Raw genomic sequence first — 19,044 nt, 5'->3', positions numbered from 1 at the left:
GAGGTCAAAATGCTTGAAATTGTACGAGAGGATTACCACTTTGACACTGTTGTAATGTCCCGAAATCACTTGGAGAATAGGGGCTTTTTTCCGTATCCATGCCAAGTTGAGGACTGGTTAAAAGAGCATGACACTGATTTGGAGGTATGGAAAAACGCCCGTACGAACAAATATCGAATCGTGGGCGTTGATTACTGGACGATCATGGAGATTGATGCCTGGCAGCTCAGTTATGGAATTGTTGAGCATATCAAGCGAATCGATAGCCGAAGAGGATACCGCGCTATCAACGAATTGAACGCGGCAGACGAACGACATGACCGTAACCAGCAAAACTTGCTTGAAGATATTGGTTACAACTTAGCCAAGGACACAAGGAAGATGGTTAGCACTATGCACTAAGGGGTGATGTTCTATGAATGTGGGGCAGATTAAAAACCTTGCGCTTAAACTGATGGACGAGTATACATTGTCGGGTGTTCCGGAGACTGGACAGTTAACGCTCGACTATACCAACAAAATGAATAGTTTTATCGACATGGCGCAGCAGGAAATAACGGATCATGTTGGCATTTATGCATTTACAACTATTGATACAGTGGCGACAACGGCGGTCATGTCTGCGAATGGTTACAACTTTTACGCGCTCCCAACGGATATGAAAGACTTCCGTTACTGTGTAGTCGATAACTGGCCGAATCACTTCAACGATTTCGAAGTCGAAATCGGTATGTTTAAGATCAACACGGCTTATAACAACTCTCAATTCGTTCTGCATTACTTCAAGTACCCTGAAATGATTACAGACGCTACGCCTGACGATACGGAGCTTGAAGTAGACTTATACACACAATATGCGATTCCGTATTATGTGGCTGGCATGTGCTTAGCTTCAGCATCTGAAGATTTGCAGTTGTCCGACAAACTAATGACCGTTTGGTCTACGAAATTGAATGGAATGACAAAACGAGAGATTCGATATCCTCGCCGTGCGCGGGAAGTGGTGTGGTTCTAATGCCTACAAAATGGCCTGTAACGAGTTCTACCACTACGCCAACACAAATGGTAATCGAGAACTTTGCTGGTCTGAATACGTCAACTACGGCTTCACAGATCGCGTTTAACGAGTCGCCCGATATGCTGAATATGACGCTGGACGCGGAAGCAAAGCCGGATAAGCGATTAGGCTATGATCGCATCTATTCATCTTCTCTCGGCAGCGGCAAGATTAATGGGATGTTCTTCTTTGTGAAGAAGGACGGCACCACGAGGTTTCTAATCCATCATGGGACCGTATTGTATACACAAACAGGATCAGACCAGCCAGTCGGCATATATGCGCTCATGGCAAATAATCGGAGCGTGTTTTTTGCTTTTAATGACTACGTTTGGATTATGGACGGCACAAATTATCTGCGGTATGACGGAACAAGCGTTGTTACTGTAAGTAGCATAGCGTATGTGCCGACCGTTCTTGTCAGCACTCCGCCGGCAGGTGGAGGGACAGCACTAGAGGATTTCAACTTACTTGGGTCAGGATTCAAACAATCATTTAGCGGCAATGGCACAGCAAAGGATTTTCAACTGGCGCTTAACACATTGGATGCTACGCCGCCTGTAACCGCTGTTGTAAATGGTACGACGATTACTGAAGGTTCAGGGCTAACGGTTAACCGGTCAACTGGCGTTGTAACATTCACAACTTCGCCAACAAACGGCACAAACAATGTCGTAATAACCGCTTATAAAACGGTGTCCGGTAAGTCAGACACAATCAATAAGGTCACTAATTACGTCATTTTCGGCGGAACACAGGACACGCGGGTATTTTGGTATGGAAATCCTAATTTTCCCGCAAACGTGTATCGTTCAGGGTTATACGATCCTTCCTACGCGCCGGAGAACGGGTTAATCAAAGTAGGTTCAGACGCTTCAAAAGTGGTCAATATGATCGCCCAATATGACAGCTGCATCATTGTGAAAGGAAACCTTCAAAACGCTCAGGCGACCACTCAGAACGTATACGATGTGCTTATATGGCAACTTAGGTATGAACTATCTGCATCCGGTTCCGTTTCGTTTCCGGTGCTTCCGCTTAACAATCAGATTGATTCGATTGCAAAAGACTCAATGCAGCTGATTGACAATACTCCAACATGGTTAACGTCTCGCGGAGTGTACCAGTTAAGTGGAACAAACGTTAAGGATGAACGGAATACGATGCATATTTCAGCAAAAATTGACCGGTCAGCAGATGGCGTACTGGTTGGTTTGCTGGACAATACAAATCTTGTGAACTCAGTGAGCATCGACTATGACAAAAAATACATCTTAGCCATCCAAGACAGCGCAAATACAGCATTTGTATTCGATTACGTGTTAGGGATATGGCTTAAATGGGACAACATCAAAGCGTCATGCTTCCTTGAGATTAATGATTATCTGTATTTCGGAGATAACACTCAGGGCTTAGTGTATCGGTTCAAGAAAATAACGGAGGCATTGCCATTCAACGACGATGGATCCGCGATAAACGGGTATATCAAAACAAAACTGATGAATTTTGATACGCTCCGGTATTTGAAAACGGCACCTCGCTTGTGGTTGCATTTGAAACCGGCAGATATTTCGTCAGCAGACCTGTATTACACCACAGATCAATTCGATACTGTGGGTCTTGGCCTATTCAATACGGAGTATACGAACATATTCGATTACTCTCTGTGGGATTACTCCAACTTCACGTATAACCTTACCTCAATTCCATCTACTCAGATGTTCAAAATAAAGGCTAAAAAGTTCATGTATTTGCAGATTACGCTTCGAAATCCGCGTGTGAATGAGTCGATGCAAGTGCTTGGGCTTCATATCTATGCGCAGATGGTAAAAGAGGCTAAATAAGGAGGTTTCCTATGTCTATAGCAGACAACAAGGTTACGAGCTTTACGTTTGAGCATAAGAACCAACCGGACAGACCGAACACCGTATTTCCCAGCTCGGCAGCGTTTAAAGCTGCCCTCGATACACAAGCAGAGCAGTTGCAAGCGGGGCTTAATGGTCTAATTGATACGCTATTAAGCGCTATTGCTGGTAATAGCGGTTCTGAGAATATCGGATCTGCACCAATTACAGGAGTAGCAGGATTGACAGTATTCCAACAACTGACTGATTTAAAAGCTCAGGTTCAAGCTATAGTGGGCGATAGTATCCCGACCGGATCCATTGAAACCGAAATGATTCAAGATGGAGCGGTTACAACTCAAAAAATCGCTCCGGGCGCGATCCAGTACAGCATTCTTGATGATCAACTTAAAACCGCAAGCGTAGGCGGTCTGCTCTACGCATATCAAGCCTGCTACGGCGTTTAGGAGGAAAAAACAATGACATACAATCGTAATCCGGTTTTCCCGAATGTGTTCACATCGTCGTGGGCAACTCTTATTTCTGCCAATACCGCTAAGGATGGAACAGGTACTGTAGCAACGGTATTTACGGCCACTCCTTCTGGTTCTGGTGGCGTAGGTGCAAAGGTTGACCATATCAAGGTGCGCGGACTTGGCACGAACGTTCCAACGGTGTTACGTCTATTCATTAACAACGGATCGACAAATGCAACAGCGGCTAATAACAGTTTGTTTTTGGAAGTGACTATTGCGGCTACTACATTGTCGGAGGTTTCTGCACTTGCGGATACAGTAATTCAATTCGACGGAATCAGTAACCCGCAATTAATCCTTCCTGCTGGTTATAAGATTAACGCCACAATCGGGACGGCTGTAGCAGCTGGACTTCAAATCACAGCATTCGGTGGCGAACTGCTGTATACGGCGTAGGGGTGATCCTATGACGATGATATATGAGCCAATCCAAGTTGCCAGGTTGAACACACTCCGGATGAACACCTTTAATACAACAACAAGTTTATTCACCGCAACAACAACACCTACAAGTGTTTTTGTATTAGAAGTACAGGGTGGTGGAGTGATAACGGATTTTTCATTACTTGCAGGAGGAACAGGCGTCACATTACTGACAACTATTAAAATTGATGAATTCACATATACGCTAGGACAGTTTGTAACCGATAGACAATGGCGCAGATTTTTAACAGCTGCTATTTTCGCGAACGCATCGGCAAATGATAACAGGGCTATACAATTTTCAGGGCCATTTCTCTTTAAGAGAATTGAAGTATTGCTTGCTACTGTATCTGGAACATCAGCCAATGCATCGGTTACATGTAATATTGTTTATTCTACTAGGAGGTAATTGAAATGGGGATGATACCACAACCTTCTAACCCATCAATGAGTGATTCTTTCTCATCTGGATTAATTTTTAGGGCGTTGGACGTTGCAACGCCTGCTACATCAATTGGAACAACGCCGGTTAAAATACTAGAGATAAATGAAAATGTAGGGATATTAACCCAATTTGAAATGACGGCAAATGGATCAGACTCACATTTTGCAATTTTAGAAGTGGATGGGGTGCAATATACCTTTCATACAGCATCAGGGGGTAATGCGGTACGTGTGTACAATGCTTCCATACATTATAGCGGCTTACCAGCTGGAATAAACTTCTACGGCTATCGCACGAACATGTTTTTGCGCTTCAAAAAAATCGTTCTTTATGTCGCTGACACTACAACGGCATCTAGCATAATAGTGACGGCATCATTAATCTATGGGAAGTAGGTGTGACATGAAAACAATCGAAGGAAATTATGTTTATGAAACTGAGACAACAGAAGATGGCGCATCAATTACAAAATTGATAGGTATGACTAAACGAACAGAATTAGCCTTTACAGGCACGCATATAACGGCAACGGTGCTTAATTACGAGGGCATCGTACAATTCGGCTACAACGATCCTGTGACGTTTGAAGTTGAAGGGTCAACGTTCACAACAAACGCGATCAACGGCGTGGCTACGATGGAATTTGACGTGGATCCGGGGACGTACACGGTGCGCACCGTAAACGCCGATCTTGCTAACGGGGAGTTGATTGTCAATGCCTAATGAAATCGAACAAACCAGCGGCGGCATTAAGATTCGAAAAGTAAAAAGTGCGCTAGAACAGAAAGCTGAATCCTCTGATCAACTCGAACGGATTGAAGCTAAGCTTGACGTAATTATCAAGCATTTTGATATCAAAATTGAGTAGGAGGGAAAAATATGGTAATAGCAGACTTAACTAAGCTGCAAGCCGTCAAGAATATGAAAAATAAACCTCCGAGTATGTCACAAAATATGTCGTTAAACAAATTGAATACAATGGCACCTCCTACCACTGGAACTGGTGCGGCTACTCCTGCCGTCATCAAACCCAACGCAGTCCCCACTCAAGTTCAACCGCAATCATTTAATAAGACGCAACTTAGTGTTCCAGTAGCGAATTATAAAGGCGGAATCGACTATAACAATACGAATGCGGCCGGACGTGCGGCCGTGACAGCGAATGAACAGCGGTTGAAGGATGATCCTGCTTTTGCCGGTCAAGATTTACAACGAGCATTGCAAGTTCAGAGTGATATGGCAGCACAAGGATTGGATACATCACAACAAGACGCGTATATTAAACGACTACAGGGAATGGTTAATGCACAAGGTGCTCAAGGTGTAACGGAAGGATCGGACAATTCTTCAAACAACTATATCCGTCAGATGCGAGATTTAGCAGTCAAACAAGCCAATCAAGCGGCCTACGATTCACGGAACCAGACCGATGCAGTTAACTTGCAAAACGCACAAGGACTGCAAGAGTTGATGGCTAATCGTGGTCTTGGTGCATCTGGTGAGAACATAACCGCTACCCTTCAACAGAATGCGGCACGTTCAAACGACCTAAACTCCATTAACAATCAACTGGCTGCAAACATCGCTAATATTGACATGAATATGGCACAGCAGTTGCAAAACCAGTCCAATATCGACAAAGACAGGGCATTACAAATAGCGAATATGATGGGCAATTATAATGGTCAGTCGACGTTAGCCGGTAGGCAATTTGATTGGGGCAAGGCGACAGATATGGCTAATCTCACTGGTTATCTGAACGGCCAACGTACTATGGCGGGTCAATCGTTTGACTGGGGAAAAACAATGGATTCAGCCAATATGACCGGATATTTTAACGGAAACCCTACGTTTGCACGCGAGCAATTCAACCGTAATAATTTCGTTGATGATAGGAATTACAACCGCGGCGTGTACGAGGACGACCGGAACTATGATCGAGGGGTCTATGAAGATGACCGTAATTATGATCGTGGAGTATACGTAGATGATCGCAACTATGACCGTGGCGTATTCGAAAGCGATAGGGGCTATAATAGGAACGTTTTCGAAAGTGATCGAGCGTATGACAGAGGCGTTCTTGAAAGTGATCGAGACTATGGGTTAGCCAGTAGAAAAGCCTCAGGTGGAGGCTCTGGAGGCTCTAAGAGCACTAAAGGTTCGTCAGATACTGCCATTATCGCGGATTTGAACAAGCCTAAAACATCATCAACTATGGAAACTTGGCTCCTGAAAAATCTACCAGGCGGGACAAAAACGGCGGGGCCAATTGTAGATAGTAAAGAAGGAGCTGGCGGTAAAATAACAGCGAGTCAGCTCGAATGGATAGAAACCAACATCTTAGCTAATCCGAACTTATCGGATAAGGATATAATCAAACTTTTCAAACGCTTTGGAATCTCACTTCCGGAATAGGAGGTACCCAATGAGTATATTTGATCAAAGACGAAAAGAAATCGCCGAAAAAAGAGAAGCCGAGAGGCAGCAGTCAATAAAAGAATCCGAGGAGAGAAGAAGGCGCGGAGAGTATAATGATACTCCTTCGAAAAAAGCTACCGCCAATTTCGGCTCTCCTTTCCAGCAGTTGGAGAATACGAAGAAGGTAACCAGTCCGTCAAAACTTAAAACCCAAATTGGAAGGGAGTCGCTTAAATCGCGACTTCCTTCTTTTAGTGAGCAGGTTGAAAATACGAAGCGATACGAACGGAATGATGAACCTCAGTATAAATCAAAAGGTTTAGCAACTGCAGCAGCAGGTGGTATTGGTGAGATCCTCGACCGTATTACATTTGGCGGTACCGATAAATTTACGGATTGGTTTGAGGGATACACCGCTGATGCGACAAAAAGTCCTCCCTTGGATGAAAAGAAAACGAGGGTGGCTAAGGAAGTGTCAGGTCTCGTGGGAGAGTTGGGGGCAGGCGCTGGGTCGTATCGGCTTGCAGCGAGGGCAACTAAACCATTAGTTTCTAAATTACCATCATTAGGCGAGAAAATAGTTAGTCCATTAGCCAACAGGCTTTCTCCACAGGCTGGCGCGTTAACTAAGATTGGTGCTAATACAACGGGTAAAGTGGCTGGTGAAGCTCTCACAGGGGTTGCGTCCGGTGCTTTGTATGGAACACCTAGGGAACTTATTGATGAACTGCAAAATCCAGATAAGCAGACATTAGCTGAACGATTAAAGGATGTTGGCATAGATGCTGCAACTGGGGGAATCGCTGACCCATTCATAAGTTCACTTGGACGTGCATTAAAACCTTTCCCTAATTTGGATGCGAATACAGATAAAACCAAACAGCCCATTATTCCAGATAAAGTAGCCGAATCCCCGGTTAATACTTTGAAGGGGTTAAGTGCAGCGCCAGAACAAGCTGCGGCAATAGCTGAAAAAGGAATCATGGCATCAAACGCAAAAGAATTACAAGCCCCTAAAGAGCATTGGTTTACCAAGTTGTTTGGAAATCAAGGTGTCGGGGTAACGCCGGGGAAAAAGACAAAAGAGTTGATTGACACACAAGTTGTTAGTAATTCTCGCGAACCTCTGGCATTGATGGATAAAGCGCGAGAATTTACGGAGAAAACTAATCAAGATTACATTGATCGTTTTTCTCCATTCCGTAAGATTAACGAACAAACATATGATGCTGCTATGGACTCCACAAGGGCAAACAACCTTGCTAATATCGCGATCAAAGACAAGCTCGTAGACCTTGAAGGTAACGTGATCGGCAACTCCCTTGCCGAAGTATATTCAACCGTTCCAAGAGGACAGAAGCACGTTGCAGATCGTTACCTTATTGCTCGTGATGCGATTAACCGCATGGACCGTCAACAGCAGGTATACGGAAAGGAACAATGGTTCCCACAAACGTCCAAAGAAGCGGAAGCGCTTGTAACGAAACTAGAGCAGCAATATCCGTGGCTTAAAGAGTTTGGTACGGAGTGGAACCAGTTCAACCGTAATCGTCAAGATTTATGGGTACAAAGTGGGATATCTTCTCAACAACTAATTGACACGCTGAGACACACAAACCCGAACTATACGCCTATGTTCCGTCAGCAACCGAAACTAGGATTGGGTCGAAAACTTGCGCTTAATACAGGTTCAGCAGGGTTCAGTGGACAAAAAGGGCCGATCAAACGCGCAGTAGGTAGCGGACGAAAAATCATTGATCCGGCGCAGGGAATGATTGAAACGACAGCATCGTCATACAATGCCATGATGCGTAATCGTGCCATGCAGGAGCTTTACAAGGCTGTACAAGCTAATCCTGAGCGTTATGGCGGCGTTATGGAAATCGTCGAAGAAGCGGCAGACGCGAAGCAAGCAACTCTTAAGACGATCAACGATGCAATTGCAGAAAACGGCGTAGACGGAATTGCAGACCTTCTTAATGACGAAATGAACCATCTTTGGAAGAAGGCAAACCAATCCGGTAAGACAACGGATAATATCGTCACTGTCATGGTAAACGGCGAACCGGTTAAGATGCGAGTCATGGACCCTAGCCTATTGAAGGCAATCGATGGTATTACACCTAACCAACTAGAGGGATTCATGAGGATTGCGGACACCATTTCGCGCGGCATCAAGCAATCTGCAACAGGATTACTTGCACCGCTTCAAGGGGCGAGGCTGGCATTTCGTGATCTTCCTGTGGCATTGGCGCAGTCTAATGACAAGTTGCACTTCTTTCAAGACATTTCCCATGCACTTGTTAGTCAAATTGGGGACTGGTTGCCATCTTTCATCCCAGGTTCAGAACGTTTGGGACGATTGGCTAGGGAATATTATCGCGCCGGCGGTGGGTACGAGGCGTATTTGAAAGGAGATAGTCGCATACGTGCGGCATCGCGTGACATTACGAGAGACCCTATATTATCAGGACGCAACATCGCAAAACAGGTTGTTAAATATAACCCGATGCGGCCATTGAAGGAGTTAGGGGATGCAATGGAGAACATTCCAAGGATTGCTGCATACGCTGCGGAGATGCGAAAGTCGGGATGGAATAAAACACCTCAGAACGTCCGCAGAGCTTTGGACGCTGGCAGGGAAGCTACGGTTAACTGGTCTCGTAGAGGCGCAAAAACACAGGGTATTGAAGCCGTAGCACCTTATACAAATGCCGCAATTCAAGGGACATATAGGATTGCAAAGCGGTTTAAGGAACAGCCTATTTCCGCTTCTGCGCTAGTCGCTTCTATCGCTGCTGCGAAGATATATGCCTATGAGCAATTTAAGAACGATCCCGACTATCAACAACGCAGCAAGTTTGAAAAGGGGATACCTGTATGGAAGAACGCAGACGGAAAATTCGTGACAATTCCGGTGGAGCCATCAGACGCATACATTGCCGACCAAGTTCTAAACTTCTACAAATGGGCAAAGGATAAAGAATCAATGCCTAATGCAAAAGAAAATGTTCAAGCCGGCCTTGATTCGTTTTTACCATCTGTTTTATCGGGTCCGGCCGCAGCGTTTACCACTCCGGGCAGAATGGTTGATCTCAAAGAGGCAGGAGTTAAGACGGCTGGCGGCACTGTTTTAGAACCGATTATTGCTGCTACAACAGGAAAAAATTATTTCGGTGGCGATATTGTACCGAGAGAGTATCAAGACGATCCAACGCAATTGCAATACGACGAAACGTCCAGCGCTGCTGCAAAATGGGCGGCTGAGAACCTAGGTATTGATGCTTTCACTTTCGACTATATCGCCAATAAATTCGGCGGCGATATTGCGAAGATTGGTTTGCCCCTTACGTCTGATGTCGGCAAGGGAGATATAGAAGGCAACTTTATAGACCAGGTGAACGCAAGGATCAAACTTCTTGAAGATCCAGTTATGCGCAATAACATTTCTGAGGACTATTATAGCCGGTTGGAAAAGGTATCCGATACAAAAGCGATCAGCGATAGAAAAGATACGCCATTGCCAACGTGGTATCAAAGGGCTTATGATGAAGTCACGAGCATGAAAAAAGGCAGCCTGAACAAAGCCATTTCGGAACTTAACGCCATGAAGAAAGAGATCACCAAAGACACAACGCTAACCGCCAAGGAACGCGCCGATCAACTCCGAGATGTGCAACGTAACATTAACATGCTACGCATACAGGGAATTAAGCGCCTAGAGGAATTGGGCGTACCTAAGTAGGAGGGGCTCTTTCATGTCGTGGGGTTTAGTCATATTTATTATTGTAATCTATTGCTTTCTTTACTTGTTAGGAAGAGCAAGATAACAAAAAAGACACCTCTAAGGGGTGTCTTTTTTGTTAACCAACTACGATCTTGTAAATGGCTACTATGGCTGCAACGGAAGAGACAGCAATTCCAATCCAAAATTTTCTGTTTGTTACAGAGTCGCTGCTTTTAGTTTTTAAGAATTCAATATCCTTTTTAACTTCAACTAATTGAGTGTTTATAGTTGCTGCAGGAGTTTGTATCTCCTTTTGGATATAATCTTTACTAGGTATGTTATCGAGCTTGGAGGATATTGTCTTCAACGTTTCTTCGATAGCATTGAAACGAAATTTCATTTCAGTCTCAATTTTACCCAGATTTACGTTCAAGGCATTTACATTGCCTTCTATAGTATCAACTTTATCTTTTATGATGGCTAATGTTTCACTCATATGATCACCTTCCTTACTAGAGGCGAAGTACATTTCAATTGAAAGTTGCTTTAAAGCTTCTTTTAGTTGTTCCTGTTCATTGGTAATTCCTTTTATTTCAAGTGTAGCATAGTCAATCCATTGACGGAAAGGGTAAAGTTGTCGTGATGAAATTGTTTCAATAAGTCGGTGAATATCGGGGACTATTTTTGACAACCAACTCACCCACCATTGTGTTTATTTTCTTTGTAATTATCATATAGGTTTTGCAGAGATTGTATGATGAAAGGAAGTTGATCGGGTTGAATGTTAATCGTTGTATGTATCATGTTAATAAGATTTGACTCGGGTGGAAACGAGTCTACTTCTCCATCAGGTGAAATCGAATATCCCCTTGGATGAGTCAAAGTTTCTTCACAAAGATCAATAACTGCAATATCCCTATGAAGATTAGTCATAACATGGGTAACTAGATGCCGTCTATGCTGCGGATCCTTTTCAAAAGTTATTATGTAATTACTTCCCATACAACACGCTCCTTTATACTAATCGACACAATTCTACTACAATTACTACATTTTGCCTATATAGGAGGACGAAAATGGCTAGAGATGCACCTAGATATTTACAAATCCGCTAGAATCGAATAAAATCATATCGAGCCGTATGGGAAAGCATCCCTGCGGCTTTTTCTATTGGAGCTGATGCTTATGCTTGTCTTTGACGAATCCGAATATCTAGACTCACCACTGAGCGACGAGGCCTTACGCCTTATCGCTCTTTTTGTTGACCGCGACACTTACGACAAACTGCTATACAGGCAGGTGCACTATGTACGATATCATCATCGAATTGGCTCACGCCCTTTGGAAAAACGGATTCAGCTTAACCGCATTAGGCACAGCCGTATTCGTATTATTGAAGCAGCGGATAGTCAAGAAGAAGCTTCGCCGCTATATCCCTTGGCTTCTGGAGGATGATTCAGAGGTTAAAGAATACGTTCATAACCAACGACTTATCATGGAAAGGCTTGGTATACCATGGAATGCAACTTCTGGAGAAGAAAAACCCAAGGACTCAGCAGACAAGCGAAAGCCGTTATCGCGCTCGCACTTGGAGACGTTTACTACTGCCCACGGTGCAGAACTACCCACAATATTAAGGAGGAAAAGACTTATGAAGAAGCTTAAAAGCAGAAAGTTCATTTTGGCGGTCGTTGGTGCTGGCTTGATTGTTGCAAATGATGGGCTAGACCTTGGAATCAATTCGGATACGGTGATTGCTTTTGCCGGCCTGTTGGCAACATGGATTGTTGGGGAATCGGCGGTTGATGCGAAGAGAGCTGCAGCATCATCGGAGGCACCTAATCTAAACGACATGGAATAGGAGTGGTGGCTATGCGCGGCCTAAAGCTTGCAAGTAATTTGCCATGGAACGACATTCCGGAGATCGTGGATATTACCGATCAGCTGCCTAAAAAGGCTTCGTGGGAGTCACTTAAAAAGAAGTGGACCGTTAAAGGCGTTTGGGATCAAAAAACATACCTGACCGGTCTCAGAAAGCCTGAAGATATAAGCTGTATTGTGATTCATCATAGCGGACCGCCAAACGGTACGCTCGAGTCACACGCACTATACCATGCGAATAAGTGGGGAGCTGGCATTGCGTATCATATCGCTATCGATAAAGGCCGGATACTCCAACTTAACGATCTTCTATCCATGACGTACCATTCCGGAAACAATAATACGTATACTGTCGGGATCGTGATAAACCGTGATTTATCCAACTCAGACTTAACCGATCTTGAAAGGAAACTGCTCTACGCCGCCATATTGAGCGTTAAAGCAGTGTTGCCAATTAAGGAGATAAAAGGGCATAGGGAGTTGCCAACGGCTGCTACGGCTTGTCCTGTAACGTCTGAGAATAGAATAAGAGAGGATGTCTTTACATTGGAGCAGCAGATTGAACAAGCGGATTCTTCAGCGAAGAAAGCTGAGATTGCCTACCGTATGGCTAACGAATTTATGTGGCTCTACAACATGTATTATAAAGGTGTTGACTCGAAGGGGAAGCCGGCCACTGATGATCAAAGGGAATGGGCTCTCAATCGAGTGTTAAAGCTTGAACCTGAAATGCGCCGACTTGGCTTCTTGCAATAATGGCTTTGGCAAAATCGACGTGAAATATTCCAAAAAATATTCCGAAGGATATTCGGTTGCAAAATCATCGTTATTTTGGCAAAGGATATGCAAAGAGCAAAAGGGGCGTTCATCGCCCCTCAAACATCCTATTTATATACCTCCCCAGCCTGACTGAAATCTCCGATTTAACAACCATCCGCATTAACGAAAAGTGATCCTCATACCCCTTGTACCAAAACTTATAATTTAAAGCTGTTGGAGTCCGGTCTATTTCCTCCACTTTGATCCCCAGCCGTTTAAGCTCCTGTTTAACCGCGAATAAATCTTTCATCAGAATGTTCAATAAAGCATCGTCGGCCTTCAGATACAATTCTTTCAACGATAAAAACTCATACTTCATTTTATCGCGGTCACTTTTAACCACATCGAGCATGATCGGGAGCAGCACATAATCGCGGATTAATTCAAGTTCTTCTTTAGTCGGTAATGATGCCGTCATGTTATCACCCGATGTTATTATAACACGAACCTATGTTCCCGTTAAATCTAATATTTTGTATGTACTTTATGATTGTTCACGCCCTTCATCAGCACCACTTGAACAAACAAACAGCGCGGCTCCGATTCTGATCGGAAGCCGCGCTTTTTTCATTTAATTACGCCGCATGCGATGCGGTTGCCTGAATTGCCGGAAGGATCTGTTTTGTAATCGTCCGTCTTTTCGTGAATGATCAGCGCGGAGCCTTCGGAAGACAGCAGCGAGCCGGGAGCGTTTTTTACCAGCGTAACGTTTTTCGAGATGATCTTCGCATCAATATTGCCGGAGGCATCTGCGATCACGTTGGGGAGATCGCCGAAATGGAAGCCCTTCGGATTCTCAAAGCCATGCTCTTTGCCGCTTGGATTGAAGTGAGCGCCGGCAGATTCAAAGCCTGGCGGTTCGCATTTCCCGACAGCATGGAAATGAAAGCCGTGCGAGCCCGGAGTAAGGCCGCTTGCTTTCAATACGATATGTACGCCGTCGCTTTGCTCCTTGAGCGTTGCGGTCCCGACCGCTTTTCCGTTGCTGTCGATAAGATCTGCTTTCGCTTCAGCGATAGCCGGACTAGGGCTATGAGCGAAATGGGCGTCATGCGGCCCGTAAGAAGAAGCCGCGGCTGTGCCGTCTGTGCATGCATACGCTGCGAGAAGGGCGAGCAAGCCGAACGCCGTTTGTTTTTTGAACATCTGAATTACCTCCAGTAATTGGAAAGTTGATCTACTCGCATAGCTTCTCCGAATCGCGAAAAATCATGCAGCCTCATTTCCATTTTCACTTCCACTTCCCCTTACCGTCGAAATGACTCTGCGTGACTGTTAGGATGGCGGCTTGCTGCCTATGCGCCAATTAACCGAGCTCGGATGTGCGGATCGCGCGGCTGTCTTGTCCATACCCCCTTTCGAATCTAGCATAAGATGGAGCATTAAGCGTGAGAGGGGGAGAGGGAGTGTCTGCTAAACGTAAACTGTTCATTAAAAACGTCAAAACGGTGCGCAGAACGAAGAAACAGGCCCGTGTCTCTTCGAACAGCACTTGCGGGGACAAGAAAGAGGATCACAAGAGCTATGGCTGTGATGACAAGTGCTACAGGTGCGGTAAACACGTAAGTGAATGCAAATGCGATAAAAAATGCTGCGACGATTTGTTTGATCGGCTGAAATGCGACGAAGATAAACTCGTCAAAGCGATTAAATGCCATGATGCGAAAACGATCCACAAGCTGATCGGATGCGATTGCAGAATTATTAAATTTTATGGCACTTGCTGCTGTGATTGTGTGAAAGTATGCTGCAAGTTCGGCAAATGGCATGAAATATCGATCGTGTTCGATATTTGCATCAAACGGAAATGCGACAGCTGCAACCATTGCTAAGGAGCTGTTTGCAGCAAAATCCTGCCCTCGCTTAGGCGACAGGCAGGTTTTTTGTTTGTACGGCTGCATCGAAGCCAGCAGCTGCCCACACTTGTTTTTCGCCGACCGCATATGATGTTGCAGTGAACAATAGGCGAATGAACAAGCATGGAGGCGAAAGAGATGCCGTTAATACCGAATTTTCCGTCAGCGCTGCTTCAGGAACATCAAATTTGGCATCATCAGCACCACGTTACGCCGGGAACCGTCCCGCCAAGAGGCTTCGGAGAACAATTTATGCGGTTTCACCGCGATTATATTTACCGGGTGCGTGCCTGGTATGTAAGTCAAGGCTACGATGCGCGGCAAATCGCGGGATGGACCGATATTCCGCAAGGCATCCTGTATGCGCCTTGCTTTAACCGCCAGGCCTACGACCGGCTGAGCAACAACCCGCGTTCTTTTCAAACGTTAGACGATCTGGGACGATTTATTGAATCAAGCGGTATTCACGGCTGCTTTCATGCTGCTGCTTCGAGAATGTACAATGAGCCGGAGATCGACAATTTCGATTTGGCACCGAGGCATACGATTTTCTACAATATCCACTTCCTGATCGACTCCTGGTACAGCAATTGGGAGAGGGCATGGGGACTTCGGGCGGGCGTTGAGGCAAGAGGCGTAAAAAAAGCGCAGAGCTTAAAGCGAAAAGGAGCTAAGGCGAACAGATCGCCAAAGCTCCATCAATCGTCGTATCCAGCTGGGGGCAAAGTTAAGTACAAGCGCGAAGCGCGCGCATCACTTCGGCAAAATAGCCTGCATCGCGAGGCACGAACTGGGAGGAACGGACGATCCGTTCACTCGCCGACTGGACGCCGTCCGGGCGGACTTCGATGCCATGTGCGGTCAATTCCGGCAGCATCCCGTCGAACAGGGCGAGCAGCTGCTCAAGATCGGCTTCATAAATCCCGGCCACCTCTTCGACTTGGAGCGTTAGCGCGGACAAAGGCAGGTCGCATACGCAGCCGAATACGTCGCTAAACTCGCGGTCGATGAACGGGATTCCATTTGCAGTCCCGGTCTTTTCTTCCTGCACTTGCTTGAGGAGGATTAAGTCCTCGAAGCGGACGGAAACGCCCAATTCCTCTTTAAGCTCGCGTACGGCGTCGCGCATCGTTTCACCGGCCGAGAGATGGCCCGCTGCCGTAATATCGTAATGTCCCGGGAATGTATCTTTGCCGGACTGGCGCAATTGGAATCGCACGTAGCGGCGATTCCCTTCGCGCCGGGTTAGCCAGCAATGAAAGGTCCGGTGCCAGTAGCCTTGCGCATGCGCTTCCGAGCGCGGGGCAGTGCCTAGCGGGTTCAACTGCTCATCGTAAATATCGAATAATTCCTCAGCCATATCGCGCGGGCCCGCCTAAACGCTCGTTGCCGTCGCGTCGAGCTGCGACGTGCAATGTTTGCAGCGCGTCGCTTTAATAGGAACCTGGGACAAGCAGTACGGACATTCTTTTTCCGTTGGCGCCGCTTCTGGCTCTGCTTGTGTCGGTTTGATCCGCCGCACGACATTAATAAATTTCACAAGGAAGAAAATACATATCGAGACGATTAAAAAATCCAGCAGCACGTTAATGAATTGACCGTAAGCGATAACGGCAATGCCATTGTCGGTAGCTTCCTTTAAGGAATGGACAGTGACGCTAGGCGTTTTGGCTTCAAGGGCAGCTGTCTTTGCGGGATCCAGATTAATGTAGAGGTCTTTAAAATTGGCGCCTCCGAGAATGCGACCGATAGGCGGCATAATAATATCGTTTACGAGCGATGTGACGATTTTGCCGAATGCAGCGCCGATAATGACACCGACGGCAAGGTCGATAACGTTGCCTTTGACGGCAAATTCTTTAAATTCCTGAATGATTTTCATAGCAATTGTTCTCTCCTCTTTCGAAAAAAACGACTCGATGGACGAGCGGCTTTTCGATTCTCTCATTTTCAGTATGATCATATAATTCGTAATCTACTCTAGCATTTTAGACGATTTTTTGCGAGATTGGAAAGTTTAAGTTTGCGCCTGTGAGTGAAAACGGTTTGATCGAAAACAAAGGCGAATTTGACAGTGAAGGCAGAGAGGAATTTATGAGGAATTGTCGAATTTCCCTATTGTATCCAATATATTTGTGAACAAAGGGAGCCCTATGAATCAGAATCTTGATTTAATTGGCAATATTTACTATATTATTCTATCGTTGATCATCATTTTCTTTGCTTGCTATACGATGTTCAGCATGATAGGGCAGCCGAAGGGTGGAAAACAAGTCGTCTTTTTTAACTGGGCTGGCGGAGGCGTCCTCGTATACGGGCTTGGCCTGTGGGCGATGTATGTCGTATCGCTGCTTGGCTCCGATTTTTTAATCGTAATCGACGGCTCGCTGCTCTATATCATGCTTGGATTCGCGATCATTACCTATATGGGAATAAGCTGGCTCAAATCTCCCTACTCGAATTTTATTCGGTTGTCCGTCAGCAGCCTCTTATTGTCATCAGGCGCTGCGCTAATGCATTACTTGTCGATGCTTTCCGGCGAAGTTGTAAATACCGAATTGAATCTTACGCTGTTTCTCGTTTCAATTCTCATCATTTATACGGGCACTTTCGCTTCGCTCTATTTATTTGTCCAGAAGCGGCCGGCGTTTAAATTGGCCAGCAGCATCATTATCGGCATGTCGGCTATGGCGCTGCATCTAATTGGAATGCACGCGTTAGAAGTGGAGCAAGGCGAAATTGTAACTACGGATTCGTTGAACGACTACTTGCTTATTCTCGCGTTTTTGCTCGGCATAGCAACATTGCTGATTTGCAGCTTTACGCTGACGACTTGGCATGCTTCTCGAAAATACAGCGAGGTGAATACGCAGTACAAGCTGCTGGTCGAAAATTCGCTGGATACGATCGCTGTCGTCAACTACCGCAAAGAGTGGGAGTTTATGAATCGGGCCGGACTCCAAATGTTTGAAGCGGATCATGCCGATTCGTTACTTGGCAAGCCTATCGCCGATTTTTTGCATGAGAAGCATCACGCGCTTATGAATGAGTGGTTTTGCAGAGACACGGAGACGGATCAGGCAGTGATGTCGAGCAAGCCGATTGAAGTGGAATGGAGAACGGTTAAAGGAACCTTGCTCTACACGGAAATGGTTTGTACCTGCACAATCGTTTCTGGAAAATGCGTCGATCAAATGATCATAAGGGATATTTCCGAGAGAAAAAAGAACGAAGAATTGTTGATCAAAAGCGAGAAATTGTCCATTGCCGGACAATTGGCGGCCGGTATTGCGCATGAAATCCGCAATCCGCTCACTTCATTAAAGGGCTTCCTGCAATTGATCGCATCCGGTCGCTCCCAGAGCCTTTATTACGACATTATGAACTCGGAGCTTGTACGCATCGAATCGGTCGTGAGCGAGCTGCTCATGTTGTCCAAACCTCAAGTGTATGAGCTTAACCGGCAAGACGTCCGCAATATGCTCGCGGATACGGTAACGCTGATGGAGACAGAAGCGAATTTACATAATGTGGAGATGGTGCTTCAGCTTGAACAGCGCCCGCTTTGGATTCAGTGCGTCTCGAATCAAATAAAGCAGGTGTTTATTAACGTTGTTAAGAATGCGATTGATGCGATGCCGCAAGGCGGTTTGATCAAAATTTCCGCCGAATTGGAAGAGGATCATTATGTTAAAATATCGATTCAGGACGAGGGTCTTGGGATGGATGAGAAGCAGCTTTTGAAAATCGGACAGCCCTTCTATACGACCAAAGTGAAGGGGACCGGGCTCGGCCTAATGATTTCCTATAAAATCATTATCAATCATCAAGGATGCATTATTCCAAGCAGTATCGAAGGCGTCGGGACGACTTTTGTTATTCGTCTTCCTTATGCGGAGCCGGAGACGGGCAAGGAGAAAGCCGTCAAGATGGCTTTAAGCGGCATGATGTCCTGGGGGGAATGAAGGTGCAGCTATCAGGCTCGGGACTGACTGACGCGCACAATTATGGCATAATAGATAGAAAACTGCTTCACAG

The 19,044-nt window shown here is 45.5% G+C and carries 21 protein-coding genes; 14 read left to right on the top strand and 7 right to left on the bottom strand.

Annotation, left to right across the window (positions count from 1 at the left end):
* The first annotated feature begins 9 nt into the window (after positions 1–9).
* The 11 genes from GOM71_RS08740 (at position 10) to GOM71_RS08690 (ending at position 10,468) form a co-directional block, all read left to right on the top strand.
* Positions 10–402, top strand: a complete 393-nt coding sequence (locus GOM71_RS08740) for a hypothetical protein (protein WP_156279935.1) — start codon at positions 10–12, stop codon at positions 400–402.
* A gap of 13 nt (positions 403–415) precedes the next feature.
* Positions 416–1,015 carry a hypothetical protein gene (locus tag GOM71_RS08735; RefSeq protein WP_156279933.1) on the top strand — a complete coding sequence of 200 codons (600 nt, stop codon included), beginning with the start codon at positions 416–418 and terminating at the stop codon, positions 1,013–1,015.
* 131 nt (positions 1,016–1,146) lie between these two features.
* Positions 1,147–2,901 carry a hypothetical protein gene (locus GOM71_RS08730; protein WP_216651740.1) on the top strand — a complete coding sequence of 585 codons (1,755 nt, stop codon included), beginning with the start codon at positions 1,147–1,149 and terminating at the stop codon, positions 2,899–2,901.
* Between the two features lie 11 nt (positions 2,902–2,912).
* Positions 2,913–3,368, top strand: a complete 456-nt coding sequence (locus GOM71_RS08725) for a hypothetical protein (protein ID WP_156279926.1) — start codon at positions 2,913–2,915, stop codon at positions 3,366–3,368.
* 12 nt (positions 3,369–3,380) lie between these two features.
* Complete coding sequence (locus GOM71_RS08720) at positions 3,381–3,833, top strand: hypothetical protein (protein ID WP_156279924.1); 453 nt, start codon at positions 3,381–3,383, stop codon at positions 3,831–3,833.
* Positions 3,834–3,843: 10 nt separating this feature from the next.
* Positions 3,844–4,269, top strand: coding sequence for a hypothetical protein (locus tag GOM71_RS08715; protein WP_156279917.1), 426 nt, complete (start codon positions 3,844–3,846; stop codon positions 4,267–4,269).
* Between the two features lie 5 nt (positions 4,270–4,274).
* Complete coding sequence (locus GOM71_RS08710; RefSeq protein WP_156279915.1) at positions 4,275–4,700, top strand: hypothetical protein; 426 nt, start codon at positions 4,275–4,277, stop codon at positions 4,698–4,700.
* An 85-nt stretch (positions 4,701–4,785) separates the two neighbouring features.
* The gene (locus tag GOM71_RS08705; protein WP_156279913.1) at positions 4,786–5,028 is read left to right on the top strand and encodes a hypothetical protein; all 243 of its coding nucleotides are present in this window, start codon (positions 4,786–4,788) and stop codon (positions 5,026–5,028) included.
* A complete protein-coding gene (locus GOM71_RS08700; protein ID WP_156279911.1) occupies positions 5,021–5,173 on the top strand; it encodes a hypothetical protein in 153 nt (50 codons plus the stop codon). The genes GOM71_RS08705 and GOM71_RS08700 overlap by 8 nt, the downstream gene beginning before the upstream one ends.
* An 11-nt stretch (positions 5,174–5,184) precedes the next feature.
* Positions 5,185–6,720, top strand: a complete 1,536-nt coding sequence (locus GOM71_RS08695; RefSeq protein WP_156279908.1) for a hypothetical protein — start codon at positions 5,185–5,187, stop codon at positions 6,718–6,720.
* A 10-nt stretch (positions 6,721–6,730) separates the two neighbouring features.
* Positions 6,731–10,468: an LPD38 domain-containing protein gene (locus tag GOM71_RS08690; RefSeq protein ID WP_156279903.1), complete on the top strand. Its 3,738-nt coding sequence runs from the start codon at positions 6,731–6,733 to the stop codon at positions 10,466–10,468.
* Between the two features lie 118 nt (positions 10,469–10,586).
* Here the strand turns inward: GOM71_RS08690 and GOM71_RS08685 are convergent, their stop codons facing one another.
* Positions 10,587–11,141, bottom strand: a complete 555-nt coding sequence (locus tag GOM71_RS08685) for a hypothetical protein (RefSeq protein ID WP_156279901.1) — start codon at positions 11,139–11,141, stop codon at positions 10,587–10,589.
* Positions 11,142–11,756: 615 nt separating this feature from the next.
* Between GOM71_RS08685 and GOM71_RS24085 the strand changes: the two genes are divergently transcribed.
* The gene (locus GOM71_RS24085; RefSeq protein ID WP_216651739.1) at positions 11,757–12,311 is read left to right on the top strand and encodes a hypothetical protein; all 555 of its coding nucleotides are present in this window, start codon (positions 11,757–11,759) and stop codon (positions 12,309–12,311) included.
* 11 nt (positions 12,312–12,322) lie between these two features.
* Positions 12,323–13,087, top strand: a complete 765-nt coding sequence (locus tag GOM71_RS08675) for a peptidoglycan recognition protein family protein (RefSeq protein ID WP_156279899.1) — start codon at positions 12,323–12,325, stop codon at positions 13,085–13,087.
* Positions 13,088–13,196: 109 nt separating this feature from the next.
* Here the strand turns inward: GOM71_RS08675 and GOM71_RS08670 are convergent, their stop codons facing one another.
* The 6 genes from GOM71_RS08670 to mscL all read right to left on the bottom strand — a co-directional run bounded on the left by GOM71_RS08670 (position 13,197) and on the right by mscL (position 16,888).
* Positions 13,197–13,568: a YhjD family protein gene (locus tag GOM71_RS08670; RefSeq protein ID WP_156279895.1), complete on the bottom strand. Its 372-nt coding sequence runs from the start codon at positions 13,566–13,568 to the stop codon at positions 13,197–13,199.
* A gap of 149 nt (positions 13,569–13,717) precedes the next feature.
* A complete protein-coding gene (locus tag GOM71_RS08665; RefSeq protein ID WP_156279893.1) occupies positions 13,718–14,296 on the bottom strand; it encodes a superoxide dismutase family protein in 579 nt (192 codons plus the stop codon).
* Positions 14,297–14,532: 236 nt separating this feature from the next.
* A complete protein-coding gene (locus tag GOM71_RS08660) occupies positions 14,533–15,051 on the bottom strand; it encodes a hypothetical protein (protein WP_156279891.1) in 519 nt (172 codons plus the stop codon).
* Positions 15,052–15,168: 117 nt separating this feature from the next.
* Entirely contained in the window at positions 15,169–15,429 is a 261-nt protein-coding gene (locus tag GOM71_RS08655) for a hypothetical protein (RefSeq protein WP_156279889.1), read from the bottom strand.
* A 304-nt stretch (positions 15,430–15,733) separates the two neighbouring features.
* Positions 15,734–16,366 (bottom strand): NUDIX hydrolase, encoded by a 633-nt coding sequence (locus tag GOM71_RS08650; protein WP_156279887.1) that lies wholly within the window; start codon positions 16,364–16,366, stop codon positions 15,734–15,736.
* A gap of 15 nt (positions 16,367–16,381) precedes the next feature.
* Complete coding sequence (mscL, locus tag GOM71_RS08645; protein WP_156279885.1) at positions 16,382–16,888, bottom strand: large conductance mechanosensitive channel protein MscL; 507 nt, start codon at positions 16,886–16,888, stop codon at positions 16,382–16,384.
* Between the two features lie 253 nt (positions 16,889–17,141).
* Here mscL and GOM71_RS08640 point away from each other — a divergent pair, with 253 nt between their 5' ends.
* Positions 17,142–18,971 (top strand): ATP-binding protein, encoded by a 1,830-nt coding sequence (locus tag GOM71_RS08640; RefSeq protein WP_216651738.1) that lies wholly within the window; start codon positions 17,142–17,144, stop codon positions 18,969–18,971.
* Positions 18,972–19,044: the final 73 nt, after the last annotated feature.

This window comes from Paenibacillus sp. NEAU-GSW1, from assembly GCF_009737085.1.
Lineage (GTDB): Bacteria > Bacillota > Bacilli > Paenibacillales > Paenibacillaceae > Pristimantibacillus.
The sequence above is the reverse complement of the archived record's forward strand: the minus strand, read 5'-3'. Positions and strand labels throughout refer to the sequence as shown.

Coding starts and splice junctions, on each gene's coding strand:
- GOM71_RS08690 (WP_156279903.1), top strand. CDS start 6,731: ATGAGTATATTTGATCAAAGACGAAAAGAAATCGCCGAAAAAAGAGAA.
- GOM71_RS08710 (WP_156279915.1), top strand. CDS start 4,275: ATGGGGATGATACCACAACCTTCTAACCCATCAATGAGTGATTCTTTC.
- GOM71_RS08735 (WP_156279933.1), top strand. CDS start 416: ATGAATGTGGGGCAGATTAAAAACCTTGCGCTTAAACTGATGGACGAG.
- GOM71_RS08725 (WP_156279926.1), top strand. CDS start 2,913: ATGTCTATAGCAGACAACAAGGTTACGAGCTTTACGTTTGAGCATAAG.
- mscL (WP_156279885.1), bottom strand. CDS start 16,888: ATGAAAATCATTCAGGAATTTAAAGAATTTGCCGTCAAAGGCAACGTT.
- GOM71_RS08665 (WP_156279893.1), bottom strand. CDS start 14,296: ATGTTCAAAAAACAAACGGCGTTCGGCTTGCTCGCCCTTCTCGCAGCG.
- GOM71_RS08650 (WP_156279887.1), bottom strand. CDS start 16,366: ATGGCTGAGGAATTATTCGATATTTACGATGAGCAGTTGAACCCGCTA.
- GOM71_RS08675 (WP_156279899.1), top strand. CDS start 12,323: ATGCGCGGCCTAAAGCTTGCAAGTAATTTGCCATGGAACGACATTCCG.
- GOM71_RS08705 (WP_156279913.1), top strand. CDS start 4,786: ATGACTAAACGAACAGAATTAGCCTTTACAGGCACGCATATAACGGCA.
- GOM71_RS08740 (WP_156279935.1), top strand. CDS start 10: ATGCTTGAAATTGTACGAGAGGATTACCACTTTGACACTGTTGTAATG.
- GOM71_RS08730 (WP_216651740.1), top strand. CDS start 1,147: ATGACGCTGGACGCGGAAGCAAAGCCGGATAAGCGATTAGGCTATGAT.
- GOM71_RS08695 (WP_156279908.1), top strand. CDS start 5,185: ATGGTAATAGCAGACTTAACTAAGCTGCAAGCCGTCAAGAATATGAAA.
- GOM71_RS08700 (WP_156279911.1), top strand. CDS start 5,021: ATGCCTAATGAAATCGAACAAACCAGCGGCGGCATTAAGATTCGAAAA.
- GOM71_RS24085 (WP_216651739.1), top strand. CDS start 11,757: ATGTACGATATCATCATCGAATTGGCTCACGCCCTTTGGAAAAACGGA.
- GOM71_RS08715 (WP_156279917.1), top strand. CDS start 3,844: ATGACGATGATATATGAGCCAATCCAAGTTGCCAGGTTGAACACACTC.
- GOM71_RS08660 (WP_156279891.1), bottom strand. CDS start 15,051: ATGCAGCCGTACAAACAAAAAACCTGCCTGTCGCCTAAGCGAGGGCAG.
- GOM71_RS08670 (WP_156279895.1), bottom strand. CDS start 13,568: ATGACGGCATCATTACCGACTAAAGAAGAACTTGAATTAATCCGCGAT.
- GOM71_RS08720 (WP_156279924.1), top strand. CDS start 3,381: ATGACATACAATCGTAATCCGGTTTTCCCGAATGTGTTCACATCGTCG.